The sequence below is a fragment of the Albimonas donghaensis genome, assembly GCF_900106695.1.
In the GTDB taxonomy this organism is placed as follows: Bacteria; Pseudomonadota; Alphaproteobacteria; order Rhodobacterales; family Rhodobacteraceae; genus Albimonas; species Albimonas donghaensis.
The window spans coordinates 931,337-955,538 of record NZ_FNMZ01000001.1; the positions used below are offsets into that span (position 1 = coordinate 931,337).

A 24,202-nucleotide genomic window follows, 5' to 3' on the forward strand; every position below is an offset into this window, starting at 1 on the left:
GATCGACATGTCCGTCGCCCCGAAGGACCAGGCTCTCGCCAAGCTCGACCCCGTATGGTCGCGCATCCGCGACGAAGCCCGGGACATGGTGGAACGGGAGCCGCTGATCGGCAGCCTCGTCCACGCCACCGTTCTGCATCATGAGAGTTTCGAAGATGCGTTGTCCTATCGCATCGCCCAGAAGCTCGCCGCGGCCGACATGTCGGCGCTGATCCTGCAGGACATCGCCCGACAGATCATGAATGAGGACACAGGCATCGGCGCCGCCGCGCGCGCCGATGCCGTCGCCGTCTACGAACGTGATCCCGCCTGTCATCTCTATGTCCAGCCGCTGCTGTTCTTCAAAGGGTTCCTCGCCGTTCAGGCCTACCGGGTCGGGAGCGCGTTGTGGAAGCAGGGACGACGGGAAGCGGCCTGGTTCATCCAGATGCGGGCTTCCGAGGTTTTCGGGGTGGATATCCATCCGGGAGCCAAGGTCGGCCGGGGCATCATGATCGACCACGCGCATTCCATCGTCATCGGCGAGACGGCGGTGGTTGGCGACAATTGCTCGATGCTTCATTCGGTGACCCTGGGCGGGACCGGCAAGACCGATGGCGACCGCCACCCGAAGGTGGGCAACGGGGTGCTGATCGGGGCCGGCGCCAAGATCCTGGGCAACATCTCCATCGGGCATTGCAGCCGGATCGCGGCAGGTTCGGTGGTGCTCGCTGATGTGCCGCCCTGCAAGACCGTGGCGGGGGTGCCTGCCAAGGTCGTGGGCGATGCGGGCTGCGACCAGCCTTCGCTGAGCATGGATCAGATCATGTGACCCTGCGGACGCGCGCCTGAAACGTGAAACGCCGGCCCCTGGGGGCCGGCGTTTCTTTCGTTTCGGGATCCGGCTCTGGTCGGGGCCGGGTTCCGGCGATCAGGCCAGCATGGCCACCGGGTTCTCCAGCGCGTCCTTGACGGCGGCGAGGAACTCCGCGCCCAGCGCGCCGTCGATCACCCGGTGATCGACCGATAGCGTGACCGACATCACCGTGGCCACCTTCAGCTCTCCGTCCGCGCCGACGACCGGCTTTTTCAGGCCGGCGCCGACCGCAAGGATCGAGGCGTGGGGCGGGTTGATCACCGCGTCGAAGTTCTCGATCCCCATCATCCCGAGATTGGAGATCGCGAAGCTGCCGCCCTGATACTCATGAGGGGCGAGCTTGCGGTCCCGGGCGCGGCCCGCGAGGTCCTTCATCTCCGCGGACAAAGCCGAGAGCGACTTGGAGTCGGCCGAGCGCAGGACCGGCGTGAACAGCCCTCCTTCGATCGCCACCGCGACCGCCACGTCGGAGGCCTTGAACTTCAGCACCCGATCGCCCGCCCAGACCGCATTGCAGTCCGGCACCTGCTGCAAGGCCAACGCGCAGGCCTTGATTATGAAGTCGTTCACCGACAGCTTCACACCGCGCGAGGCCAGCGCCCCGTTGAGTTCGGCGCGGAACGCCATCAGGGCGTCCAGCTCGATCTCCCGACGCAGGTAGAAATGCGGGATGGTCTGCTTGGCCTCCACCAGCCGCAAGGCGATGGTCCTGCGCATCCCGTCCAGCTTGACCTCCTCGAAGGCCACGTCGGCGTAGAGCTTCTTCACCGCTTCCGCGTCGGCCGGCGCCGGGGCGGCGGCCTTCGCGGCGGGGGCGGCGGCAGGCGCTTCGGCGGGGGCGGCGGCGGCGGGCTTCGCCGCCTCCACGTCCGCTTTCACGATGCGGCCCCGCGGTCCCGAGCCCTTGATCGCCGCGAGATCCAGTCCCTTGTCCGCGGCGATGCGACGGGCGAGCGGTGAAGCGAAAATGCGGTCGCCATCCGCATCCTTGGGCGCAGCGGGAGCCGGAGAAGCAGGAGCTGGAGAGGCGGGGGCCGGGGCAGGGGCCTCGGACTTCGCTTCAGGTTCGGGGGCCGGCTCTTCCTTCGGAGCGGGCGCAGCGGGGGCGCCGGCGCTGTCGGCGGCGGACGCGTCTTCGCCTTCCTCCAGCAGCACCGCGATGGGCGTGTTGACCTTCACGCCTTCGGTCCCTTCCTCGATCAGGATCTTCCCGATCACGCCCTCGTCGACGGCCTCGAACTCCATCGTGGCCTTGTCGGTCTCGATTTCCGCGATCACGTCGCCGGAGGAGACGCTGTCCCCTTCCTTGACGCACCACTTGGCCAGCGTGCCCTCCTCCATGGTCGGAGAAAGGGCCGGCATCAGGATCTGGATCGCCATGGTCCGGGCCTCCTCAGCGGTAGCAGACGGACTTGGCCGCCTCGATCACCTCTTGCGCGGTGACCAGGGCGTGCCGTTCCAGGTTGGCGGCGTAGGGCATCGGCACGTCCTTGCCGGTGCACGACAGGACCGGGGCGTCGAGATAGTCGAACGCCTCGCGCATCAGCACGGCGGAGATCTCCGACCCGATCGAGCAGACCGGCCAGCCCTCTTCCACCGTCACGCAGCGGTTGGTCTTCATCACCGAACGGACCACCGTCGCCGTGTCCATCGGGCGGATCGAGCGCAGGTCGATGACCTCCGCCGAGATCCCGTCCTCGGCCAGCTTGTCGGCGGCTTCCAGCGCGTAGGTCATGCCGATGCCGAAGCTGACCAGGGTCACGTCCGAGCCCTCCCGCCAGATCCGGGCCTTGCCGATGGGGATGGTCAGGTCCTCGATGTCCGGCACGTCGAAGGACTTGCCGTACATGATCTCGTTTTCCAGGAAGACCACCGGGTTGGGATCGCGGATCGCCGATTTCAGCAGGCCCTTGGCGTCGGCCGCCGAATAGGGCTGCACCACTTTCAGGCCGGGGATCTGGGCGTACCAGGCCGCGTAGTCCTGGCTGTGCTGGGCGCCGACGCGGGCCGCGGCGCCGTTGGGGCCGCGGAACACGATCGGGCAGCCCATCTGGCCGCCGGACATGTAGAGCGTCTTGGCCGCCGAGTTGATGATCTGGTCGATCGCCTGCATGGCGAAGTTGAAGGTCATGAACTCCACGACCGGGCGCAGACCGGCGAAGGCCGCCCCGACCGCAAGGCCGGCGAAGCCGTGCTCGGTGATCGGGGTGTCGATCACCCGCTTGCCGCCGAACTCGTCCAGCAGGCCCTGCGTGATCTTGTAGGCGCCCTCGTACTCGGCCACCTCCTCGCCCATCACGAAGACGTCGCCATCGGCGCGCATCTCCTCGGCCATGGCCGAGCGCAGAGCCTCGCGCACGGTCATCTTCTTCATCGGCGCGTCGGCCGGCCAGTCGGGGTCGAGCGTCGCGGGCTCGGGCGCCTTGGGCTCCGCCGCCGCCTTGGGGGCGGAGTTCGGCTCAGGCTCCGCTTCGGACTTCGGCTCGGCCTTCGGGGCGGCCTCTGCGGCGTTCTCCGCGTCCGAGGCGTTCTCGCCTTCCTCCAGCAGCACGGCGATGGGGGTGTTGACCTTCACCCCTTCGGTCCCTTCCTCGATCAGGATCTTCCCGATCACGCCCTCGTCGACGGCCTCGAACTCCATCGTGGCCTTGTCGGTCTCGATCTCCGCGATCACGTCGCCGGAGGAGACCTTGTCCCCCTCCTTGACGTTCCACTTGGCGAGCGTCCCTTCCTCCATGGTCGGGGACAGCGCCGGCATCAGGATCTGGATGGTCATGTCGGCCCCCCTCAGGCGTATACGTCGGTCCAGAGCTCGGAAAGATCCGGCTCGGGACTGGCCTGGGCGAACTCGGCCGACTTGTTGACCCGGTCGCGCACTTCCTTGTCGATGGCCTTCAGCTCCTCATCCGTGGCGTCGCCGCCCAGGGTCAGCAGCTCGCGGACATGCTCGATGGGGTCGCGGGTCTCGCGCATCTTCTGCACTTCCTCGCGGGTCCGGTACTTGGCCGGGTCCGACATCGAATGCCCGCGGTAGCGGTAGGTGTTCATCTCCAGGATGTACGGGCCCTTGCCTTCCCGGCAATGCGCCACCGCCTTCTTGGCCGCGTCGCGAACCGCCAGCACGTCCATGCCGTCCACCGCCTCGCCGGGGATCCCGAAGGCCTCGCCGCGGGTGTAGAGCGCCGGGGTGGACGAGCCGCGCTTGAGCGAGGTGCCCATGGCGTACTGGTTGTTCTCGATGATGAAGATCACCGGAAGCTTCCACAGCGACGCCATGTTGAAGGTCTCGTAGACCTGCCCCTGGTTGGCGGCGCCGTCGCCGAAATAGGTGCAGGCGACGTTGTCGTTGCCGCGATACTGGTTGGCGAAGGCCAGCCCCGCGCCCAGCGGCACATTGGCCCCGACGATGCCGTGGCCGCCGTAGAATTCCTTCTCCTTCGAGAACATGTGCATCGACCCGCCCTTGCCGCGGGAATAGCCGCCCTCGCGCCCGGTCAGCTCGGCCATCACCCCGTCGGGGTCCATGCCGCAGGCCAGCATGTGGCCATGGTCGCGATAGGTGGTGATGCGCTGGTCGCCTTCCTTGGCGGCGGCCTCGACGCCCACGACCACGGCTTCCTGACCGATATAGAGGTGACAGAAGCCGCCGATCAGGCCCATGCCGTAAAGCTGGCCGGCTTTCTCCTCGAAGCGTCGGATGAGCAGCATGTCCCGATAATAACCGAGCAGCTCCTCCTTTGACGCATTCGGCTTGCGTTGCCGTGTGGCGGCCATTCCAGGTCCTCCCGTCGTTTCGTCAAGGGGCGCGTCGTTCAGGCGTCTCAGCCGTCTTACCGTCAAGAAAAGCCGGGCGCACGCAATAACTCGGACCGGGAATTGCGGTTTGCGTCGAGGCGCTGGAAGTTTCGTGCGCGCACGTAATGCGTTCAGGCCCCTGGGAGAGCTCTTTCGCGCCGGTTGCGCGCCGCGGAAAAAATCGTGCGCGGCTCGACCGGGCGGCGCGGGGGGTCGCTTCGGCTCAGCGGATCACGATCTCGTCGGGGCGGGCGTAGCCCAGCACCGCGCGGGTCCGCTCGTCGAGCAGGTCGAGATCCAGGTAGCGGTCCGAGAGCCGGTGGGTGAGATTCTCCATCCGCCGCCGCTCGGCGCGGATGCCGACGAGCTGGGCTTCCAGTTCGGCCTTCTCGCGGGTCAGGCGCAGCTGTTCGACCAGCCCGGTGTCACCCTGCAGGGCGGCGTAGCCGAAATAGCAGGTCGCGCCCACAACGAAGAAGCCGAATCCCGCGGCGATGGCTCGCCGCGTCGCGCCGTTCTCGCTCATGTCGTTCATCGCCCGTATAGGAGGCCCGCGTCTTGCGCGCCGGCCGCTGCTCATCGTCGGACGGTTGACCGCCTCTAGCGCTAGTTTGTCACAATTTTGCGGGGATTTGAAGCGCGAAGCTCAGGCGATGGTGGAACGCAGGAAGACCATTATCGCCATGCACATCAGCACCAGCGCGACGTGTCGAAGCCGGTTGCTCGCGCCGGGCCCGCTCAGCCGGCGCTGGCTGCGCAGCGGCTGCGACGCGCGCTTCGGCCGGATCTCACGCGCGGCGGCGCCGGCGGCGAAGATGCGCAGGTGATCGAGAGAGGCGCGCGGATCGACGTCCCGGGCCGCGGGGGCCTGTGGGCGCAGGAGGCTCTTCTCGACCATGACGGGGGGACTCCGGGTGGATGCACGTCCCCGCTTCTAGCCCATTCAGGGTGGCGCATGCGTGAATAGGTGATTCACATCACATGCAGACTCAAGGCCTCGCTGCCCGCGGTTGAACCATCGCCGCCCGCCGCGCCCCCTCCCCGAACGCAAAGCGCCGCGCCGCCCCGAAAGGGGAGGCGCGGCGCGGTCAGGGGGGGCGCGATCAGCCGCGCAGGATGTCGCGGCCGGCGAACTCGGCGGCTTCGCCCAACTCCTCCTCGATGCGGATCAGCTGGTTGTACTTGGCCAGCCGGTCCGAGCGCGCCAGCGATCCGGTCTTGATCTGACCGCAGTTCAGCGCGACGGCGAGGTCGGCGATGGTCGCGTCCTCGGTCTCGCCCGAACGATGCGACATCACCGAGGTGTAGCGTGCGCGATGCGCCATCTCGACCGCCTCGATGGTCTCGGTCAGCGTGCCGATCTGGTTGACCTTCACCAGGATCGAGTTGGCCGCGCCCATGTCGATGCCGGTCTTCAGGCGCTGGGAGTTGGTGACGAAGAGATCGTCGCCGACCAGCTGGCACTTGTCCCCGATCAGGTCGGTCAGCGCCTTCCAGCCTTCCCAGTCGTCCTCGCCCATGCCGTCCTCGATCGAGATGATCGGGTAGTCGGCGACCAGCTTGCCCAGATACTCGGCCATCTGCTGGGAGGTCAGCACCGCGTTCTCGCCGGCGAGGTTGTACTTGCCGTTCTCGAAGAACTCGGTCGAGGCCGCATCCAGCGCGATATGCACGTCATCGCCGGGCTTGAAGCCGGCCTTCTCGATCGACGCCATGATGAAGTCGAGCGCCTCGCGGGTCGAGCCGATATTCGGCGCGAAGCCGCCCTCGTCGCCCACATTGGTGTTGTGACCGGCGGCCTTCAGCCCGGCCTTCAGGGTGTGGAACACCTCCGCGCCCATGCGCACCGCCTCGCGCAGCGAGCTCGCGCCGACGGGCATGATCATGAATTCCTGCACGTCGATCGGGTTGTCGGCATGAGCGCCGCCATTGATGATGTTCATCATCGGCACCGGCAGCACGCGGGCCGAAGTGCCGCCCACATAGCGATAGAGCGGCAGGCCCACGCATTCGGCCGCGGCCTTGGCGGCGGCGAGCGACACGCCCAGGATGGCGTTGGCGCCGAGGCGGGCCTTGTTGGCCGTGCCGTCCAGCTCGATCATCGCGCGGTCCAGCGTGATCTGCTCGGTGGCGTCGAAACCGGCGAGGGCCTCGAAGATCTCGCCATTGACCGCGTCCACCGCCTTCTGCACGCCCTTGCCCTTGTAGCGGTCGCCGCCGTCGCGCAGCTCCACCGCCTCATGGGCGCCGGTCGAGGCGCCCGAGGGCACCGCGGCCCGGCCGAAGGAGCCGTCCTCCAGGGTCACGTCCACTTCCACGGTGGGGTTGCCGCGGCTGTCCAGGATCTCGCGTCCGGCGATGTCGACGATGGCGCTCATGCTCGGTCTCCGTTGTCGGGCCCCGGGGTCTCGCGCGCCGGATGCGGCGCGCCCCGGCGGGGCCTTGGGGGGCGGGTAGGGCGGCGGGTCAGCCGCCCGGGTCGGTTTTCTTGGAAGGGGCGCGGCGCAGCGGGCGGCCGTAGAGCTCCATGCGATGCCCCTTCAGCTCGTAGCCGAGGCGTTCGGCGACCTTGCGTTGCAGGGCCTCGATCTCCTCGTCGACGAATTCGATGACCTTGCCGGTGGCCAGGTCGATGAGATGGTCATGATGCTCGCGCTCGGCGTCTTCATAGCGGGCGCGGCCGTCGCCGAAGTCGACTTTCTCGACGATCCCGGCGTCCTCGAAGAGCTTCACGGTGCGGTAGACCGTGGCGAGGCTGATGCGCGCGTCCTCGTCCGCGGCGCGGCGATGCAGCTCCTCGACGTCGGGATGGTCCGAGGCGGCCTCCAGCACGCGCGCCACGGTGCGGCGCTGGCCGGTCATGCGCAGGCCGGCGGCCTCGCAGCGCTCCAGAATGGTATCGGGCATGGGCCGTCCGTCTCGCCGATCAACGGGGCCGTGATAGACCATGCCCGGGCCAAGTCAAAGGGGAGGGGACGTCGCGGCGCGGACCTGCCCTGCGGGGAATGCGGAGGGGGCCGCGCGTCGACTGTGCGGCGGGTCGCCCCGGCGCGCCCGCGCGGCGCGGGGGCGTGGCGCGGGCGGAACCGGGGGCGGGGGGCGGCCGTTCAGCCCTTCGCGGCCTGTTCGGTCGGGTTCCCGGTCGCCATTCCGGTGGACTTCTCCCCGGCTTTGGCCGCGTCCCACAGCGCGTCCATCTCCTGCAGCGTCGCCTCGGCGGGGGCCTTGCCGGCCGCGGCCAGCCCGGCCTCCACCGCGCGGAAGCGGCGCTCGAACTTGGCGTTGGTCCGGCGCAGCGCAGCTTCAGGGTCGAGCCCCAGCTTGCGGCCCAGGTTGACCATGACGAAGGCGAGGTCGCCGAACTCGTCCTCCATCGCGTCGCGGTCCAGGCGCTCGCGGGCCTGGGCCAGCTCCTCGGCCTCCTCGCGCAGCTTGGCGAGCACGTCGCCCGCCTCCGGCCAGTCGAACCCGACCCGCGCGGCGCGTTTCTGCAGCTTCAGCGCCCGCGTCATCGCCGGCAGGCCCAGCGCCACGCCGTCGAGCGCCGAGACCGGCTCCGCCGGCTCCCCCCGCGCGGCGCGTTCGGCGGCCTTGATTTTCTCCCATTCCACGGTCTGGCCTTCGGCGTCGCGGTCGTCGGCCTGGTCGCCGAATACATGCGGATGCCGGCGCACCATCTTGTCGGCCGCCCCGCGCGCCACCGCGTCGAAATCCCAGGCGCCGGCCTCCTGCGCCATCTGGGCGTGGTAGACCACCTGCAGCAGCAGGTCGCCCAGCTCGTCGCGCAGGTCGGCCATGTCGCCGCGTGCGATGGCGTCGGCGACCTCGTGCGCCTCCTCGATCGTGTAGGGCGCGATGGAGGCGAAGTCCTGCTCCAGGTCCCAGGGGCAGCCGTCGGGCGCGCGCAGGCGGCGCATGATCTCCAGCAGGCGCGGCAGCGCGGCGGAGGCGTCGTGGACGAGCGCGTCGGAGGCGTCGCGGGGCAGGGGAGCGGACATCGGGTCCTCCGGGAAAGGGCGGGACGGAGCGGGGTGGGGCGGAGCGGGGTGGGGCGGGGCGGGAACGCTTCCGGCCTAGCGCCCCGGCGGGGTCGGGATCAATCCCCGAAGCGGGGCCGCGCGTCGAACCGGACAAGGGAGGATAAGGCGCGCCCGCGCGGGGCGGGACCCTGGCGCCGGCGGCGGCGGGCGCGGGCGGCTCCGCGAGGAGACCTGCCCACCCGCGCCCCGGTCGCAACGCCGCGCGGGCGCATCATGGCCGCCGGCGCGCGGGTGGTCGCGCGGCTCCCTCGCGTATCCGCTTCCCGCCCGGCCCGAAACCGGGTAAGCCGCGCGCATGACAGATCCCGATGACCTCCCCGCCGATGACCCTTCCGCCGACGCCCCCGAGGCGAATCCCGGCGCGCGCCCCGTCATCCGCCTGAAGCCCAAGGCCGGGCGCCGCTTCCTCGCCGGCGCCCCCTGGGTCTACCAGGACGAGATCGTCATGGACCGCCGCACCCGGAAAATCCCGGCCGGCGCCGTGGTCGAGCTTCAGGACCCCGAGCGTCAGACGCTGGGCCTCGTCGCCTTCAACGCCGAGAGCGCCATCTCCGCGCGCCTGCTCGACGTCGATCCCGGGGCCGAGATCGACGCCGCATGGCTCGAATCCCGCATCGCCCAGGCCCTCGCCCTGCGCGAGCGGCTGTTCGACAAGCCCTTCTACCGGCTGGTCCATGCCGAGGCCGATTTCCTCCCCGGCCTGGTCATCGACCGTTTCGGCGACGCCGCCGTGATCCAGCCCAACGCCGCCTGGGCCGACGCCCGCGCCGAGGAGATCGCGCAGGCCGTGATCCGCGTCGCCGGCGTCTCCACCGTCGTGCTTAACGCCGGCTCGCGCGCCCGCGCGCAGGAAGGGCTGAGCGGCGAGACCCGGCTGCTCGCCGGCGCCCTCGACGGCCCGGTGGAGACGCCGATGAACGGCGCCGTCTACCTCGCCGACCTCATGGGCGGGCAGAAAACCGGGCTCTACTACGACCAGCGCCCCAACCACGCCTTCGTCGCCCGCCTCGCCCCCGGCGCGCGGGTGATCGACGTGTTCTCGCATGTGGGCGGCTTCTCGCTGGCCGCGCTCGCCGGCGGGGCCGCGTCCGCGCTGGCCGTCGACGGCTCGGAGCCCGCCCTGAAGCTCGCCGCCGAGGGCGCCGCGCGCTCCGGCTTCGGCGACCGGTTCGAAACCCGGCGCGGCGACGCCTTCGACACCATGACCGCGCTGGCCGAGGCCGGCGAGACCTTCGACGTCGTGGTCTGCGATCCGCCGGCCTTCGCGCCCAACCGCTCCGCCTTCCAGAACGGCATGCGCGCCTATGGCCGGGTCGCGCGGCTGGCGGCGAAGATCACCGCGCCGGGGGGCTACCTGACGCTGTGCTCCTGCTCCCACGCCGTGGACCTGGAGAACTTCCGCGGCGCCTGCGCCCACGGCCTGCGCACCGCCGGTCGCGCCGCCCAGCAGATCCGCGCCGGCGGCCCCGGCCCGGATCACCCGAGCCTGCCGGCGCTGCCCGAGACCTCCTACCTGAAGGCGCTGACCTGGCGGCTTCCGTGACAGGCGGCGGGCGGGAAGACGGGCAGGGGGCGGAGGACGCCCCCCGCGCCTTCCTCGACGCCTGCGTGCTGTTCCCGCCATTGACCCGGGGGCTTCTCCTGTCCGCGGCGGCGGAGGGGCTGCTCGACCCCGCCTGGTCCCCCGGCGTGGTCGCCGAATGGGCCCATGCCACCGCCCGCGATCACGGCCCCCTCGCCGCCGAGGCGGTGCATCGCGAGGTCGGGCTCATGGCGCGCCGCTGGCCGATGGGCGAGGCCGCCCCGACCCGCGAGGCCTGCGACGCGCTCTCTCTGCCCGACGAGGACGACCGCCACGTGCTCGCCGCCGCGCTGAAGGCGGGGGCGAGCCTGCTGGTCACCGCCAATCTGCGTGATTTCCCGGCCGCCAAGCTGCGCGACCTCGGCCTCGCCCCGATTCACCCGGACGCGCTGCTCTGGGAACTGGCCGGCCGGGCGCCCGAGGCCATGGCGCGCGCGCTCGCCAACACGTTGCGGACCTTCCCCGCGCTCCAGGCCGACCGGGCAGAGTCGGTCCGCGCCCTCAAGCGCGCCGGCCTGCCGCGTTTCGCGAAACTGCTGCGCCAGGGCGCGCTCGACGCCGGCTGACCGCGATCCCGCGCCTCAGACCGCCGGCGGACGCCCGCCGCGATCCCATTCCGCCTGCAACCGCTCGATCGCCGCGACCCGGGTCTTCGCGGGCGGATGGCTCATCAGCCAGGCGAACCCGCCGGATCCGCGCGGGGTCATCTTCTCCAGCTTCCCCAGCAGGCTGGTCTGCGCGCCCGTATCCAGCCCCGCCTTGCGCATCAGCGCCGCGGCGAAGGCGTCCGCCTCGAACTCGTCGCGCCGGCTCAGCCGGGCCGAGACCAGCTGCGTCAGCATCACCGCGATCCACGGCCCGATGAAGGGGATCAGCCGTCCCAGCAACGCCCCCAACACCACCCGCGCCGCGTTCTGCCCGGTCCAGTCCACCATCCGCCGCCGCGAATGCCCCAGCGCCACATGCCCCAGCTCATGCGCGATGATCGAGGCGACCTCGTCGGCGCTGACCCGTCCCATGGCGTGCTGGTCCAGCACGCCGCGGGTCACGAAGACGCGCCCGTCCGGCGAGGCCAGCCCGTTGAACACCGGGATGTCGTAGACCAGCGCCCGCAGCTCCGGCAGGTCCACCGCACGGCCGAGCCGGCGCACCGCGGCCTCCAGCTCCGGCCGGTCCAGCGGGGCCGAGCGCGCATCGAGCTCACGCTTGGTCCGCCAGGCCGAGAAACGCCAGCTCACCAGCCCGTAGGCGATCAGCGCGAGAAGGGGGAGCAGTTTGAGCATCGCTTACAGATAGGGAGCCGGAGGGCCGCCGCCAGCCATTCCCGCTCCCGATCACGCGCGACGAACGTCCGGAGGCGCGAAAAAGAGTGGGATGGCGGGCGGGGCGTCGGCCGCAGGCCGCGCGTCCGTCCCGACATCCCGCCCGCACGATCCGCCGCGGCGGGCTGGCCTCAGCGGCTCAGCTCCTTCATCGCGGCGCCCAGACCTTCCAGCGTCATCGGGTGCATGCGGCCCCCGAAGATCTCCTGGATCATCTGGATAGAGTGGGTGTATTTCCACTGCCGCTCCGGCACCGGGTTGATCCAGGTGCAGGACGGCCACTTGTCGATGGCGCGTTTCAGCCAGACCTCGCCGGCCTCCTCGTTCCAGTGCTCCGACGCGCCGCCGGGATAGGCGATCTCGTAGGGCGACATGGAGGCGTCGCCGACGAAGATGCACTTCCAGTCCTTGGGGAACTTGTTGAGCACCTCGGCGGTCGGCAGCTGATCGGTCCAGCGCCGCTTGTTCTCCTTCCACACGCCTTCATAGAGGCAGTTGTGGAAGTAGTAGTGCTCCATGTTCTTCAGCTCGGTCTTGGCGGCGGAGAACAGCTCCTCCATCACCTTGATATGGTCGTCCATCGACCCGCCGACATCAAGGAACAGCACCACCTTAACCGCATTGCGCCGCTCGGGCCGGGTCTTCACGTCCAGATAGCCGTGCTCGGCGGTGGAGCGGATGGTGTTGTCGAGATCCAGCTCCTCGTCCGCCCCGTCCCGCGCCCAGCGGCGCAGCCGCTTCAGCGCCAGCTTGATGTTGCGGGTGCCCAGTTCGACATTGTCGTCGAAGTCGCGGAACTCGCGCCGGTCCCAGACCTTCACCGCGCGGCGGTTGCGCGATTCCTTCTGGCCGATGCGCACGCCCTCGGGGTTGTAGCCATAGGCGCCGAAGGGGGAGGTGCCCGCGGTGCCGATCCACTTGGACCCGCCCTGGTGGCGCTTCTCCTGCTCCTCCAGGCGCTTGCGCAGCGTCTCCATCAGCTTCTCGAAGCCGCCGAGCGCCTCGACCTCCTTCATCTCCTCCGGAGAGAGGTGCTTTTCGGCGAGCTTGCGCAACCATTCCTCGGGCAGGTCGACCGCCTCGGCCCCCTCCGGCGCGCCCGAGATCGCCTCGAGGCCCTTGAAGACCGTCGAGAACACCTGGTCGAACTTGTCGATGTTGCGCTCGTCCTTCACCAGCGCGGCGCGGGAGAGGTAATAGAACCCCTCCACGTCGTACTGGACCAGACGTTTGTCCATGGCTTCGAGCAGCGTGAGATACTCACGCAGGCTGACCGGCACCTTGGCCTCGCGGAGGCCCAGAAAGAGATCTACGAACATGGCCCGACACTAACGCGGAGGCGGGCGGGGCGTCGAGCCGGAAAGCGACGTCGGGACGCCTTCGGAGCGAAAATTCAGCAGGCGGATCGCGCGGCCCGGAGACGCGCCCGGTCCGCGGCGCGTCGCCCCGGCGGTCGGCTCAGAAAAAGCCCTGCCAGTCGCCCAGCGAGGCGATGGCGTAGACCGCCAGCGTCGGGGCCAGCCCATGGATGATGCCGTAGCGCAGACGGTCGACGGCGCGCCCGCCGGCGCGCTTCGCCTTGACCCAGCCATAGACGAAGCCGGCGGCGAAAATCAGGATCAGGATCATCGCTGGTACTTGATGAAGGGGGTCAGGGTCGCGATGCGGTCATAGAGGATCCGCGCCGTGTGGTTGAATTCCTGCGTCATCCAGTAGACCGAAGCGCATCCCGCCGCGTCGCCGGCGGCGTAGACCGCCTCGATCAGCGCCCGTCCGGCCCCGGTCCCGCGAATCTCGGGATCGACGTAAAGATCCTGCAGGTAGACCACGTCCTCCACCCGCCAGTTGTGGCGATGGAAGATGTAATGCACCAGCCCGACCGGCTTGCCGTCGCGCAGCGCGATCAGGCCGTGCTGGTCGGGATGCTCGGGCGACAGCATGCGCGCGAAACTGGTCGCATAGACCTCTTCGGCCACGGAGGTCTCGTAGAACTCCAGGTAGCCGGTCCACAGACGACGCCATTCGGCCTCGTCGCTCGCTTCCAGGGGGCGGATCATCAGGGTCATGGGGCGGTTCTGCCCCGCCCGCGCCGCCGCCGCAAGAGGCGGGAGCGCGCAGGGGGCCGGCCGGGACGCGGCGCGGGCGGCGGCGGGCGCTCGCGAAAAAGCCCCGGACGGCGTCCGGGGCTTTCGCAGGTCGGCGAAGGCGGGCCCCGTGCGGGACCCGCGCGCCTCAGCGTTCGCGCCGCGCCATGAAGGCCAGCCGCTCGAAAAGGTGCACGTCCTGCTCGTTCTTGAGCAGCGCGCCATGCAGGCGGGGCAGGGCGTCGGTGGGGTTGGCGCGCAGGTCGGACGCGTCCAGATCGTCCGACATCAGCAGCTTCAGCCAGTCCAGCACCTCGGAGGTCGAGGGCTTCTTCTTCAGCCCCGGCGTGTCGCGGATGTCGTAGAACTGGGTCAGCGCCGCGCGCAGCAGGTTCTGCTTCACGTCCGGGAAGTGGACCTTGACGATCTCGGTCATGGTCTCGTTGTCGGGGAACTGGATGTAGTGGAAGAAGCAGCGGCGCAGGAAGGCGTCGGGCAGCTCCTTCTCGTTGTTCGAGGTGATCAGCACGATCGGACGGATCTTGGCGCGCACCAGCTCGCCGGTCTCGTAGACATAGAATTCCATCCGGTCGAGCTCCTGCAGGAGGTCGTTGGGGAATTCGATGTCCGCCTTGTCGATCTCGTCGATCAGCAGCACGACCTTCTGTTCGGCGTCGAACGCCTCCCAGAGCTTGCCCTTCTTGATGTAGTTGCGCACGTCGCGCACCCGCTCGTCGCCGAGCTGGCTGTCCCGCAGGCGGGAGACCGCGTCGTATTCATAGAGCCCCTGCTGGGCCTTGGTGGTGGACTTCACGTTCCACTCGATGATCGGCAGATCGAGCGCCGTGGCCACCTGGCGGGCCAGCTCGGTCTTGCCGGTGCCGGGCTCGCCCTTTACCAGCAGAGGCCGCTCGAGGGTGATGGCGGCGTTCACCGCGATCTTGAGGTCATCGGTGGCGACGTAGTCGCGCGTGCCTTCGAATCTCATGGGCGTCGCCCGCTCCTTCGCGTCGTTTCCGCAACGTTTCCTCGGAGGCGCCCGGTTCACGGGCGCCGCTTGGGAGATTGGTGGCACATACGGCCGCGTATGGGCAAGGGCGACCGCGATAGCGTCGGACCATATCAGCGGGCGGGCGCCTCGGGAGCGCCGTGCCGAAACCGTGGCGCCGCGCGATTCGGCAAAACGCATGTCAGGGCGCCGCGGAAACGGGCTTTCCGCACCTCGCGCCTTCGCCCGCGCCCCTTAACGAACCTTTCGCGTGACTTAATGCGCACCTGCGGCTATATCCACCGCGGCGGCGCGACGGGAGTGCGGCGCACAGGCCCTCCGCAGCGGGACCCTGCTTGGAGGCCGCCGGCTCCCCTTGATCCCCCGTGCCGCGGGGTGGCAGACGAGCATCGAGGTGCCTGGCGATGAAGTCCGAAATCGTTATGGAAGTCGAGTACTTCCCTTCCGAAGACGAACCGTTCATGAACTCCCGTCAAAAGGAATATTTCCGCAGAAAATTGGTCGAATGGCGTGACAGCATCCTGGCCGAGAGCAAATCCACGCTCGAGGGTCTTCAGGAAAGCGGTCAGTCGGTGCCCGATATCGCCGACCGCGCGTCGGCCGAGACGGATCGTGCGCTGGAGCTGCGCACCCGCGACCGTCAGCGCAAGGTGATCTCCAAGATCGACCAGGCGCTGCGCCGGATCGAGGACGGAAGCTACGGCTATTGCGAAGTGACCGGCGACCCGATCAGCCTCAAGCGGCTGGACGCGCGCCCGATCGCGACCCTGAGCCTTGCGGCCCAGGAAATGCACGAGCGCCGCGAGAAGGTCTATCGCGACGACTGAGCCCGACCCCCGGCCCGCTCGGGCCGGGCGGCGGAGGCCGAGACCACGACGCGACAAGGGCCGGCCTCCATCGGGGCCGGCCTTTCGCATCATGGGGAGACGGTTTCGGCCGAACGCCGCCCGCCCCGGATGGCAGGCGGGTCAGAGCGGCCGTTCCATGAACACCAGGAAATCCGCCAGCGACGGCGGCGCCTCGTAATAGGGCCCCCGGACGACGAAGCCCCGCCGGGCGTAGAGCGCCTGCGCCTCCACCTGGATGCGCCCGGTGTCGAGCCGCATCACCGTCCGCCCCCGCGCCTTGGCCAGCGCGCAGAGCGCCTCGACCAGCCCCGCCGCGACCCCGGTTCCGCGGGCGAACCCGTCGACATACATGCGCTTCATCTCGCAGGCGTCGGGCTCGGGCAGGGGGGCGAACATGGCGCAGCCCGCCGGCCGCCCGTCGAGCCGCGCCAGCAGGATCGCGCCCTCGGGGGCGGCGTGCAGGCGGGGCAGGTCGTCGAGCAGCGCTTCCCAGCGATCCTCGGCGTAATAGGCCTCGATGATGTCCGGGTGATCGACATAGCGGACCATCAGCCATGTCCGGAAGGCGCGGCAGAGCGCGCGGATCGCGGCCAGGTCCTCGGGGGAGGTCGCCTCGGCGATCTCCACGCGGCCGGTAGGGCGGGGCTCGGCGGCGGAGCCTGCGCCGGGATCGGACAGGGGGGCGCGGGTCATCGGGGCCTCCGGGCATGACGCGGGTCGTCGCGTCATGCCGCGCCATTTCCGCCGCCCCGTCAAGCGAGCCGCCGATCCCCGCCCCGAAACGTGAACGGGCGGGCGCCCGAAAGCTCCCGCCCGCCGCGATCCGTCCCTTCGCCCCCCCGTTTCCGGACGGGCGGTTCTTATGCGGCCGCCGTCGGATGCGCCTTCTGGCTGCGCACCTGCAGGCGGTTGAGCGCGTGCACATAGGCCCGGGTCGAGGCCAGGATGGTGTCGGTATGCGAAGACCGGCCGGTCGCGATGCGCCCGTTCTCCTCCAGCCGCACCGAGACGGTGGCCTGGGCGTCGGTGCCCTCGGTCACCGCGCTCACCTGGTAGAGCTGCAGCACGGCGGTGTGGGGGACCAGTTTCTTGACCGCGTTGAAGCACGAATCCACCGGCCCGTCGCCCGAAGCCTCGGCCGAGATCTCGGTCCCGTCGACCTCCATCACCAGCTTGGCGGAGGGGGTGACCGACCCGCAGACCACTTCCAGCGACACGACCTTGAAGCGCTCGGGCGCGCCGTCGGCGCCGGTCTCGGCCATCAGCGCCAGGATGTCCTCGTCGTAGACCTCCTTCTTGGTGTCGGCCAGGGCCTTGAAGCGCACGAAGGTGTCGTTGAGCTGGTTGTCGCCGACCTCGTGGCCCAGATCCTTCAGCTTGGCGCGGAAGGCGGCGCGGCCCGAATGCTTGCCCATCACCAGGCTCGATTCGGTCAGGCCGACCATCTCGGGCAGCATGATCTCGTAGGTCGACTTGTCCTTCAGCATCCCGTCCTGGTGGATGCCGGATTCATGCGCGAAGGCGTTCTTGCCGACCACGGCCTTGTTGTACTGCACCGGGAAGCCGGTGATCTGGCTGACCATGCGGCTGGCGGCCATGATCTTGGTGGCGTCGATGCGGTTCGACCAGGGCATGATGTCGTGGCGCACGCGCATCGCCATGACGATCTCCTCCAGGGCGGCGTTGCCCGCCCGCTCGCCCAGGCCGTTGATGGTGCACTCCACCTGCCGCGCGCCGGCCGAAACCGCGGCCAGCGCGTTGGCCACCGCCATGCCCAGATCGTTGTGGCAATGAGTGGAGATCACCACGTCGTCGATCCCCGTCACCCGCTGCTTCAGCATCCGGATGATCGCCGCGCTTTCCTCCGGGGCGGTGTAGCCCACGGTGTCGGGGATGTTGATGGTGTTGGCGCCGCTGTCGACCGCCAGCTGCACCGCCTGCACCAGGAAATCGTGGTCGGAGCGGGTGGCGTCCTCGGGCGACCACTGCACGTCGTCGGTGAACTCGCGCGCGCGGCGCACGGCGAACTCGATCTTCTCCAGCACCTGCTCGGGCTCGAGCTGCAGCTTGCGCTCCATGTGCAGCGGCGAGGTGGCGATGAAGGTGTGGATGCGGCTCCGGCGGGCCTTCTCCAGCGCCTTGCCCGCGCGCTCCAGGTCGGCGGCGCCGGTGCGGGCCAGGCCGCAGACCACCGAATTCTCCACCACGCCGGAGATCGCCGAAACCGCCTCGAAATCGCCCTCGGAGGCGATGGGGAAGCCGGCCTCGATGATGTCCACGCCCATCTCGTCCAGGTGGCGGGCGATGCGCAGCTTCTCGTCGAGGCTCATGGTGGCGCCAGGCGATTGCTCGCCGTCGCGCAGGGTGGTGTCGAAGATCAGCACGCGGTCGGGCGCGGCCTTGATCTCGTCGGTGATGGGGCCGGCATGAGGGGCGGAAGCGGGCGCGGAGGCGCCGGTGTCATGGGTCGTCATTGGGAATGGTCCTTGGCTTTGTCCGGATGTCGCGCGGCGCGTCTCGTGTCCCCTGAGCGCGCGCGCCGACGTCCCGGCACGCTCAGGGGCGTGTAAGGAGAAGCGCGAGGCCGAGCTCGAACCGCTGTGAAGCGGCGGCAGGGGTGCAGGCGTCCGTGACCATGGCGCGCACTATACGCAGGGCAGGGCGGAAGGAAAGGGGAAAGCGCGTCGGGGTCTTCCGGGCGGATTTCGCCCGAAAGGCCCGGATTTCCCCCGAATCCGCGGCGTCGGACGGCGCGAATCGCGGCTTCGTTGACGTCTTGGAAAGGACGCCGGGCCATCTTCCCGCGATCTTCAGGCTGAAATGACCTTCCTGCGAGGATCGACGTCCATGCCCAGACTGACCATCGCGACCCGATTCCTGATCGCGGTCGGCATTCCTTCCCTGGTGCTCATGTTCTTCGCGGGTCTCGAAGTCAGGCATGCCTGGCTCCAGAGCCGCGCCGCCACGGTGGCGGAGGACGGCGTGGCGCTGGTGCGCGAAGCCTCCGCCCTGGTGCATGAGCTTCAGAAGGAACGCGGGGCCTCGGCCGGCTATCTGGGCTCGGGCGGCGACGCCGATTTCAGGGAACGCGTGCAAGGTCAGCGCCAGCAGACCGACGCCGCCGCCGAACGTTTCGCAGGGCGGCTGGCCGCCTATCGCGTCGCCGGGCTGGAGCCGGTGATCGAACAGGCGGAGGAGGCTCTGGCCATCTCGGCGGAGCTTGAGGCGAAGCGCGACGCGGTGGACGAGCTGCGCATTCCGCTCGGCGACATGGCGGGCTGGTACACGACGCAGATAGGGGAGTTGATCAACATCGCCCCCACCCTGCGCTCGGCGATGACCTTCAGCGAGGGCGACGCCCTGCTGGCCGCGATGACCGCGCTGATCAACGCGAAGGAGCGTGCGGGGCTGGAACGGGCGATGGGCGCCAACGGGTTCGGCAAGGGCGCCTTCGCGCCGGATGTCTACGCGCGGTTCGAAAGTCTCGCCGTGCGGCAGGACGTCTATCTCGACGAATTCCGGGCGGTCGCGCCGGCCGAATCCGTCGCCGCGCTTGATCGCCTGCTCGCAAGCCCCGTGGCGCTGGAGGTGCAGCGCATGCGCCAGGTGGCGTCCGACGGCGTGCGCCTGGGTTTCATGAACGGCGTGACGGGCGGGCAATGGTTCGACGCGATCACCGCCAAGATCAACCTGCTGAGGGGGCTTGAGGCCGAGCTGGCCGAACTCCTGCAGTCGGTCGCGGCCCGGTCCGGCGACAGGGCGCGAACCGGGCTGCTGGTCGTGAGCGTGGCGGTCACGCTGGCGCTGCTGATCTCGTCCGGGCTGGCCTACATGTCGGCCATCGGCCTTGTCCGGCCGCTGGCCGCGATCTCGGCGGCCTTCGCCCGGATCGCCGAGGGCCGGGATCTCGGGATCGACGACCGCACGTTCGATCGCAAGGACGAAGTCGGCGCGCTGGCCCGCAGCGCCCGGGAAATGAGCTACACCGCCGACCGCGCCCACCGGATCACGTCGGCGCTCGACGTGTCGTCGGGCCCCATCGTGGTCTGCAACAGCCGCTTCTACATCACCTACGCCAACCCGGCCTTCCAGAAGCTGGTCGACGCGTCGAGCGAGTATTTCAGGTCCCTGGGCGCCGATGTCAGCGACATCAGCGGCAAGAACATCGACATCTTCCACAAGGACAAACCCCGCATCCGCAACATGCTGGAGGCGCTGGACGGCCAGCATCGCGCGACCATCGGCTTCGATGAGCGGATTTTCGACCTGACCGCGGCGCCGATCATCGACTCCAACAACCGCCGCATCGGCTATGCCATCGTCTGGGACGATGTCACCCAGACCCGGCGGCTGGAGACGCAGCTGCGCGAAGTGCTCGCCGCCGCCGGCGACGGCGACTTCGCCAAGCGCCTGGACTCGCAGGTGGACGACCCCTTCCTGCGCGACGTCGCCACCGGCATGAACCGCATCTGCGATATCGTCGCGACCTTTTCCGAGGACGTCGACCGCGCCGTGCGCGCGCTGGCGGAGGGCGACCTCACCCGGCGGGTCGAAGGCGCCTACGGCGGCGCGCTGGGCACGCTGGCGGAGGGCGTGAACGTCACCGTCGATCGCCTCAACGGCCTGATCACCGACATCAAGTCGGCCGGCGGCCGGGTGCGGGCCGCCTCCGACGAAATCGCCTCGGGCGCCGGCGCGCTCGCCGAACGGGCGGAGAGCCAGGCCGCGGCGCTGGAGGAGACCGCCGCGCTGATGGAGGAGATGACCGGTTCGGTGAAAGCCAACGCCGACTCCGCCTCCGAGGCCCGCGCCGACGCCAATGAGGCCGACGGACGCGCCGACAGCGGCCGGGTGGTGGTGGACGAAGCGGTCTCGGCGATGAGCCGCCTCTCCGACAGTTCCCGTCGGATGACCGAGATCGTGGACGTGATCGCCTCGATCGCCACCCAGACCAACCTGCTGGCCCTGAACGCGGCGGTGGAGGCGGCGCGCGCCGGCGACGCCGGCAAGGGCTTCGCCGTGGTGGCGTCCGAGGTCGGGGCGCTGGCCCGCCGTTCGCGGGAGGCCGCCGACGACATCCGCGGCCTGATCACCGAAAGCTCGGAACGCGTGGATACCGGGGTCGGCCTGGTGGAGCGCACCGGCAACGCGCTTTCGGAAATGGCGGAGGCCATGCGCCGGATCTCGGAGCGTGTCGGGCGCATCGACATGGCGAGCCGGGAGCAGGCCTCCGGGGTCGAAGAGATCAACCAGGCCGTGACCCAGATGGACGAGAACACCCAGCGCAACGCGGCGCTGGCCGACAGCTCCGCCCGCTCCGCCCGCGCCCTGGCCTCCGAATCCGAAGAGCTCGACCGCCTCACCGCCATGTTCCGCACCCATGACGCCGCCCGCCGCGAAGACGGGTCCCGAAGCGCGGCCTGACCCAGATCAGGGGCTCGGATCATTGCAAACCGCGCCGTTGCGCCCGCCGGGGACATTCGGCGGCGGCCGTTTCGCGCGGGGAGCCTGTCACGGTGGCGGCCGCGCTCTCTACTTGATTGCGCTGCTCGGCCTTGGGGGAAGGGTCGAGATGCGCCGCAGGTTCGGTATGGCGTATTCACGGGGGCGCCGCGATGGATGCGCGCCCGGCCTCCTGCGAAGGGCGAGCCCCATCCATCCGTTCGGCTGACGCTCACCTTTCGGGCGCGTATCTCGATGGTCTCCCGGTCATGGCTCCTGCTTGCCGGGTCACAAAGCCCCGGAGGACCCGATCTGTTTCAATCGCTTCGCTGAGCGCCGCCATCGCCAAGGCGTCGGCTTGGATGGGGCCTCAAGCGCGGCGAAACAATCGCCGGGCCCGCGGGCGCCCCGTTTGGCGAGGTCTCGGACCTGTTCTGTGATCCCGCGCGATGCTGACGTTTCGCGCCCCTTCCGCTCCCGGGCGAACGTTACCCGAACGCAAGGGCCTCGGCCGGGATGTCGTGTCCGAATTGCGTGCGCAAGCGGCCAGCGGGGCGCGTTGATCCCTCGGCGACCATCGACCTGCCGCGCGTTCGGTGCCTGCGATAGCGAAGGCGGATGTTCGCCAGTCCCGGTCGCCAGGGGCGTGACGCGCGTCTGCCCTTTCGCCGCTCTGACAGCGCCTTGAGGTCGTCTCGGCCATAACCCGCCAGGCCTCGCCCGCTCGCACAGAAGCGGAACGGTCGCGAGGCGCTTGTTTCGGGATGCAGCGCAGGTGGACGCATCTCCCGCCGCCGGGGCGAAGGAGAGGCTGAAGATCATCCGCACGAGGCCCGGAGCGCGGACGCATATGTTCGCAATTCAGATGCGGATTGCAGCGATCTCGGGAGCAGCGGGATAGTTTTCCCACTACGGTCAGGAGCGTGGCGAGGCCTCGAAATCGTTCGAAACGGTTGAAAAAGCCGCTTCACGAGGCTCCGCTGGCGATTGACCCGTGGGCTGAAGCTGAAGGCGCCCTTACGGATCGTGCGGTGCGGATCGGGTTGGCGGCGCAGGCCCGATCCGCGATCAGGGTCGTGTCGCGCTGCAGGCGGGCGACAAACGCGGTTCCCATCGGCGCGTCGCCGGCCCGGTCGGGTTTCGGCTTCAGACGGAGGGCCCGCCCTTCGGGCGTCCCGCCACGGCGTTCCGGCCCGAACGCGCCGCAGGATGCCGCGGATCACCCGCCGGTCGTCCACCCGTGGCACGCCTCGCGGATTGTGAGGCGGCGGAGGCTGTGATCGCCCGTTCCCGGATCGCGAGGCCTTCGGCGGCGCCCTCTCAGCCGCCGCTCGCCGGGGCAGGGGCGGGTGCGGCAGGAGCGGGGGCGGGGGCGGCGGAGGACGGGGCGCCGTCGAGCCATTCGCCCTCGAAGATCGAGCCGTCGGCATAGGTCATCCGACCCTCGCCCTCGCGCTTGCCCTTCACGAATTCGCCCTCGTAGACGTCGCCGCTCTTGTAGCGGGCCTCGCCCACGCCATCGATCTCCCCGGCCTGCCACTCGCCCTCATAGGTCGAGCCGTCGGGGAAGGTCATCACGCCGGTTCCCTGCTGGAGGCCGGCCTCCCACTCGCCTTCGTAGGCGTAGCCGTCGGCATAGACCAGCTTGCCCCGGCCATCATACTGGCCGGCCGAGAAATGCCCCTCATAGCGCGAGCCGTCGGCGAAGACCGCCTTGCCCTCGCCGTCCAGCCGACCCGCGACCCAGGTCCCCTCGAACCGGTCGCCGTCGGCATAGGTCAGCACGCCGGGGCCCTCGGGCTTGCCGTCGACGAAAGCGCCCTCGTGCACGCGGCCGTCGGGATAGCGGGCCACGCCCTCGCCCTGCATGGCGCCGGCCTTCCATTCGCCCTCGTAGACGAAGCCGTCGGGCAGGGTCAGCTTGCCCTGGCCGTCGCGCAGCCCCTCGGCGAAGCCGCCTTCGTAGACCGAGCCGTCGGGGAAGGCCTCGCGCCCCTGGCCGTGGCGCACCCGCGCCGCCCAGTCGCCCTCGTAGACATAGCCGTCGGGATAGGTGAGCTTGCCCTTCCCGTCGTATTTGCCGGCCTTGAAGCCGCCCTCGTAGCGCACGCCGTCGGCATAGGCGGCGACGCCCTGGCCTTCCAGCCGGCCTTCGGACCAGGTTCCTTCGAAGCGGTCGCCGTTGGGATAGGTCAGCACGCCCTCGCCTTCGGGCTTGCCGGCCACGAATGTCCCTTCGTGCACGCGTCCGTCGGCATAGCGGGCGACGCCCTCGCCCTCGATCCGGCCGTCGGACCAGCCGCCCTCATAGGCGAAGCCGTCGGCGGCGGTGAACTTGCCCTGGCCGTCGCGGCGGTCGTCGTGGAATTCGCCCTCGTAGACGTCGCCATTGGCATAGGTGGCCTTGCCCTGTCCCTCGCGCTTGCCGTCGACGAAGCCGCCCTCGTAGACGTCGCCGTTGGACTGGGCCGCGGCGCCCGCGCCCTCGAACCGGCCGGCGACCCAGGTCCCCTCATAGACGTCGCCGTCGGGCAGGGTCATCTTGCCCTGGCCCTCGCGCAGGCCGGCCTTGATCTCTCCGACATAGACCGAGCCGTCGGGGTAGCGCAGCTCCGCCTCGCCCTGCGGCTCCCCGGCCACGAAGCCGCCCTCGTAGCGGTAGCCGTCCGGACGGGTGAGCACGCCGTGGCCGTCCGGCTGCGAGTTCTTGAACGTGCCCTCGTAGACCATCCCGTCCACGTAGCGCGCGACGCCCTCGCCCTCGATCCGGCCCTCGATCCAGTCGCCCTCGTAGCCGCCGCCCTCGGCATAGGTGATGCGGCCCTTGCCCTGGGGCTTCCCGCCCACGAACGTGCCTTCGTAGACCGAGCCGTTGGGGTATTTGGCCACCCCCTCACCCTCGATCCAGCCGTCCCTGAACTCGCCGACATAGGAGAAGCCGTCCGGCCGCGTCAGCGAGCCCGCGCCATGCTGCCGGCCTTCCCTGAACTGGCCTTCGTAGACCTCGCCGCTGTCATAGCGCTTGGTCTCCACGTCCGACTGGGCGGCGAGATCGATGGGGGCGACGAAGGGCGCGGCCGCGGCCAGCGCGGCGACGGCGCATATGTGACGCAGGCGCATGCCGCGAGGGTCCTCCACAATGGACGGCGCGCCGGACGCGGGGTCGGCGCGGGATCGGGCTGACGATAGGGGCGGCGCGCGGCGCTGGCAACCGGCGCGGCGCC

21 protein-coding genes and 1 pseudogene are annotated in these 24,202 nt (G+C 69.7%); 5 read left to right on the forward strand and 17 right to left on the reverse strand.

Features of this window, described 5'->3' with window-relative positions:
• Positions 1-7 precede the first annotated feature (7 nt).
• Positions 8-811 carry a serine O-acetyltransferase gene (gene cysE, locus BLV24_RS03950; protein ID WP_092679804.1) on the forward strand — a complete coding sequence of 268 codons (804 nt, stop codon included), beginning with the start codon at positions 8-10 and terminating at the stop codon, positions 809-811.
• 99 nt (positions 812-910) lie between these two features.
• Here cysE and BLV24_RS03955 read toward each other — a convergent pair whose 3' ends face one another.
• From BLV24_RS03955 to mazG, 8 genes are all read right to left on the reverse strand, one after another.
• Positions 911-2,236, reverse strand: a complete 1,326-nt coding sequence (locus BLV24_RS03955; RefSeq protein ID WP_092679805.1) for a pyruvate dehydrogenase complex dihydrolipoamide acetyltransferase — start codon at positions 2,234-2,236, stop codon at positions 911-913.
• A gap of 13 nt (positions 2,237-2,249) precedes the next feature.
• Positions 2,250-3,632, reverse strand: a complete 1,383-nt coding sequence (locus BLV24_RS03960) for a pyruvate dehydrogenase complex E1 component subunit beta (protein ID WP_092679806.1) — start codon at positions 3,630-3,632, stop codon at positions 2,250-2,252.
• 11 nt (positions 3,633-3,643) lie between these two features.
• Positions 3,644-4,630 carry a pyruvate dehydrogenase (acetyl-transferring) E1 component subunit alpha gene (gene pdhA / locus BLV24_RS03965; protein WP_092679807.1) on the reverse strand — a complete coding sequence of 329 codons (987 nt, stop codon included), beginning with the start codon at positions 4,628-4,630 and terminating at the stop codon, positions 3,644-3,646.
• Between the two features lie 244 nt (positions 4,631-4,874).
• Complete coding sequence (locus BLV24_RS03970; RefSeq protein WP_092680262.1) at positions 4,875-5,177, reverse strand: FtsB family cell division protein; 303 nt, start codon at positions 5,175-5,177, stop codon at positions 4,875-4,877.
• Positions 5,178-5,297: 120 nt separating this feature from the next.
• Positions 5,298-5,549, reverse strand: coding sequence for a hypothetical protein (locus BLV24_RS03975; RefSeq protein WP_092679808.1), 252 nt, complete (start codon positions 5,547-5,549; stop codon positions 5,298-5,300).
• Between the two features lie 205 nt (positions 5,550-5,754).
• Positions 5,755-7,029, reverse strand: a complete 1,275-nt coding sequence (gene eno, locus BLV24_RS03980; protein WP_092679809.1) for a phosphopyruvate hydratase — start codon at positions 7,027-7,029, stop codon at positions 5,755-5,757.
• Between the two features lie 88 nt (positions 7,030-7,117).
• Positions 7,118-7,558 (reverse strand): Fur family transcriptional regulator, encoded by a 441-nt coding sequence (locus BLV24_RS03985; RefSeq protein ID WP_092679810.1) that lies wholly within the window; start codon positions 7,556-7,558, stop codon positions 7,118-7,120.
• 200 nt (positions 7,559-7,758) lie between these two features.
• A complete protein-coding gene (gene mazG, locus BLV24_RS03990; RefSeq protein ID WP_092679811.1) occupies positions 7,759-8,649 on the reverse strand; it encodes a nucleoside triphosphate pyrophosphohydrolase in 891 nt (296 codons plus the stop codon).
• A gap of 337 nt (positions 8,650-8,986) precedes the next feature.
• Between mazG and BLV24_RS03995 the strand changes: the two genes are divergently transcribed.
• Together BLV24_RS03995 and BLV24_RS04000 are read left to right on the forward strand one after the other, a co-directional pair.
• On the forward strand, positions 8,987-10,234 hold the full coding sequence (locus BLV24_RS03995; RefSeq protein WP_092679812.1) for an RSP_2647 family RNA methyltransferase: 1,248 nt from the start codon (positions 8,987-8,989) through the stop codon (positions 10,232-10,234).
• Positions 10,231-10,839, forward strand: a complete 609-nt coding sequence (locus BLV24_RS04000) for an RSP_2648 family PIN domain-containing protein (RefSeq protein WP_176954607.1) — start codon at positions 10,231-10,233, stop codon at positions 10,837-10,839. Before BLV24_RS03995 ends, BLV24_RS04000 begins: the two co-directional genes overlap by 4 nt.
• Positions 10,840-10,854: 15 nt before the next feature.
• On the opposite strand, the gene BLV24_RS04005 is transcribed toward BLV24_RS04000, so the two are convergent.
• From BLV24_RS04005 to BLV24_RS04020, 5 genes are all read right to left on the reverse strand, one after another.
• Positions 10,855-11,556, reverse strand: coding sequence for a M48 family metalloprotease (locus BLV24_RS04005; protein ID WP_092679814.1), 702 nt, complete (start codon positions 11,554-11,556; stop codon positions 10,855-10,857).
• Between the two features lie 170 nt (positions 11,557-11,726).
• Complete coding sequence (locus BLV24_RS04010) at positions 11,727-12,914, reverse strand: vWA domain-containing protein (protein WP_092679815.1); 1,188 nt, start codon at positions 12,912-12,914, stop codon at positions 11,727-11,729.
• Positions 12,915-13,053: 139 nt separating this feature from the next.
• Positions 13,054-13,224 (reverse strand): hypothetical protein, encoded by a 171-nt coding sequence (locus tag BLV24_RS21875; protein WP_176954608.1) that lies wholly within the window; start codon positions 13,222-13,224, stop codon positions 13,054-13,056.
• Positions 13,221-13,661 carry a GNAT family N-acetyltransferase gene (locus tag BLV24_RS04015; protein WP_092679816.1) on the reverse strand — a complete coding sequence of 147 codons (441 nt, stop codon included), beginning with the start codon at positions 13,659-13,661 and terminating at the stop codon, positions 13,221-13,223. Before BLV24_RS04015 ends, BLV24_RS21875 begins: the two co-directional genes overlap by 4 nt.
• Positions 13,662-13,827: 166 nt before the next feature.
• Positions 13,828-14,667 (reverse strand): AAA family ATPase, encoded by an 840-nt coding sequence (locus BLV24_RS04020; RefSeq protein ID WP_092679817.1) that lies wholly within the window; start codon positions 14,665-14,667, stop codon positions 13,828-13,830.
• A gap of 425 nt (positions 14,668-15,092) precedes the next feature.
• Between BLV24_RS04020 and dksA the strand changes: the two genes are divergently transcribed.
• Entirely contained in the window at positions 15,093-15,515 is a 423-nt protein-coding gene (dksA, locus tag BLV24_RS04025; RefSeq protein ID WP_092679818.1) for an RNA polymerase-binding protein DksA, read from the forward strand.
• 141 nt (positions 15,516-15,656) lie between these two features.
• Here dksA and BLV24_RS04030 read toward each other — a convergent pair whose 3' ends face one another.
• On the reverse strand, positions 15,657-16,229 hold the full coding sequence (locus BLV24_RS04030; RefSeq protein ID WP_092679819.1) for a GNAT family N-acetyltransferase: 573 nt from the start codon (positions 16,227-16,229) through the stop codon (positions 15,657-15,659).
• A 167-nt stretch (positions 16,230-16,396) separates the two neighbouring features.
• The gene (locus BLV24_RS04035) at positions 16,397-17,953 is read right to left on the reverse strand and encodes a 2-isopropylmalate synthase (RefSeq protein ID WP_425426080.1); all 1,557 of its coding nucleotides are present in this window, start codon (positions 17,951-17,953) and stop codon (positions 16,397-16,399) included.
• Positions 17,954-18,383: 430 nt separating this feature from the next.
• Between BLV24_RS04035 and BLV24_RS04040 the strand changes: the two genes are divergently transcribed.
• Positions 18,384-20,960 carry a methyl-accepting chemotaxis protein gene (locus tag BLV24_RS04040; RefSeq protein WP_176954609.1) on the forward strand — a complete coding sequence of 859 codons (2,577 nt, stop codon included), beginning with the start codon at positions 18,384-18,386 and terminating at the stop codon, positions 20,958-20,960.
• Between the two features lie 1,187 nt (positions 20,961-22,147).
• Here the strand turns inward: BLV24_RS04040 and BLV24_RS04045 are convergent.
• Both BLV24_RS04045 and BLV24_RS04050 read right to left on the reverse strand, forming a co-directional pair.
• A pseudogene (locus tag BLV24_RS04045) lies at positions 22,148-22,243 on the reverse strand (IS5/IS1182 family transposase); the annotation flags it as partial.
• Between the two features lie 55 nt (positions 22,244-22,298).
• A complete protein-coding gene (locus BLV24_RS04050; RefSeq protein ID WP_092679822.1) occupies positions 22,299-24,098 on the reverse strand; it encodes a hypothetical protein in 1,800 nt (599 codons plus the stop codon).
• Positions 24,099-24,202: the final 104 nt, after the last annotated feature.

Bases quoted from the DNA above. Each gene is read 5' to 3' on its own strand.
- BLV24_RS04015 (WP_092679816.1), bottom strand. From the start codon at position 13,661: ATGACCCTGATGATCCGCCCCCTGGAAGCGAGCGACGAGGCCGAATGG.
- BLV24_RS04020 (WP_092679817.1), bottom strand. From the start codon at position 14,667: ATGAGATTCGAAGGCACGCGCGACTACGTCGCCACCGATGACCTCAAG.
- BLV24_RS04050 (WP_092679822.1), bottom strand. From the start codon at position 24,098: ATGCGCCTGCGTCACATATGCGCCGTCGCCGCGCTGGCCGCGGCCGCG.
- BLV24_RS03975 (WP_092679808.1), bottom strand. From the start codon at position 5,549: ATGGTCGAGAAGAGCCTCCTGCGCCCACAGGCCCCCGCGGCCCGGGAC.
- BLV24_RS21875 (WP_176954608.1), bottom strand. From the start codon at position 13,224: ATGATCCTGATCCTGATTTTCGCCGCCGGCTTCGTCTATGGCTGGGTC.
- mazG (WP_092679811.1), bottom strand. From the start codon at position 8,649: ATGTCCGCTCCCCTGCCCCGCGACGCCTCCGACGCGCTCGTCCACGAC.
- cysE (WP_092679804.1), top strand. From the start codon at position 8: ATGTCCGTCGCCCCGAAGGACCAGGCTCTCGCCAAGCTCGACCCCGTA.
- dksA (WP_092679818.1), top strand. From the start codon at position 15,093: ATGAAGTCCGAAATCGTTATGGAAGTCGAGTACTTCCCTTCCGAAGAC.
- BLV24_RS04030 (WP_092679819.1), bottom strand. From the start codon at position 16,229: ATGACCCGCGCCCCCCTGTCCGATCCCGGCGCAGGCTCCGCCGCCGAG.
- pdhA (WP_092679807.1), bottom strand. From the start codon at position 4,630: ATGGCCGCCACACGGCAACGCAAGCCGAATGCGTCAAAGGAGGAGCTG.
- BLV24_RS03985 (WP_092679810.1), bottom strand. From the start codon at position 7,558: ATGCCCGATACCATTCTGGAGCGCTGCGAGGCCGCCGGCCTGCGCATG.
- BLV24_RS03955 (WP_092679805.1), bottom strand. From the start codon at position 2,236: ATGGCGATCCAGATCCTGATGCCGGCCCTTTCTCCGACCATGGAGGAG.
- BLV24_RS03960 (WP_092679806.1), bottom strand. From the start codon at position 3,632: ATGACCATCCAGATCCTGATGCCGGCGCTGTCCCCGACCATGGAGGAA.
- BLV24_RS04005 (WP_092679814.1), bottom strand. From the start codon at position 11,556: ATGCTCAAACTGCTCCCCCTTCTCGCGCTGATCGCCTACGGGCTGGTG.
- BLV24_RS04040 (WP_176954609.1), top strand. From the start codon at position 18,384: ATGCCCAGACTGACCATCGCGACCCGATTCCTGATCGCGGTCGGCATT.
- BLV24_RS03970 (WP_092680262.1), bottom strand. From the start codon at position 5,177: ATGAGCGAGAACGGCGCGACGCGGCGAGCCATCGCCGCGGGATTCGGC.
- BLV24_RS04010 (WP_092679815.1), bottom strand. From the start codon at position 12,914: ATGTTCGTAGATCTCTTTCTGGGCCTCCGCGAGGCCAAGGTGCCGGTC.
- eno (WP_092679809.1), bottom strand. From the start codon at position 7,029: ATGAGCGCCATCGTCGACATCGCCGGACGCGAGATCCTGGACAGCCGC.
- BLV24_RS03995 (WP_092679812.1), top strand. From the start codon at position 8,987: ATGACAGATCCCGATGACCTCCCCGCCGATGACCCTTCCGCCGACGCC.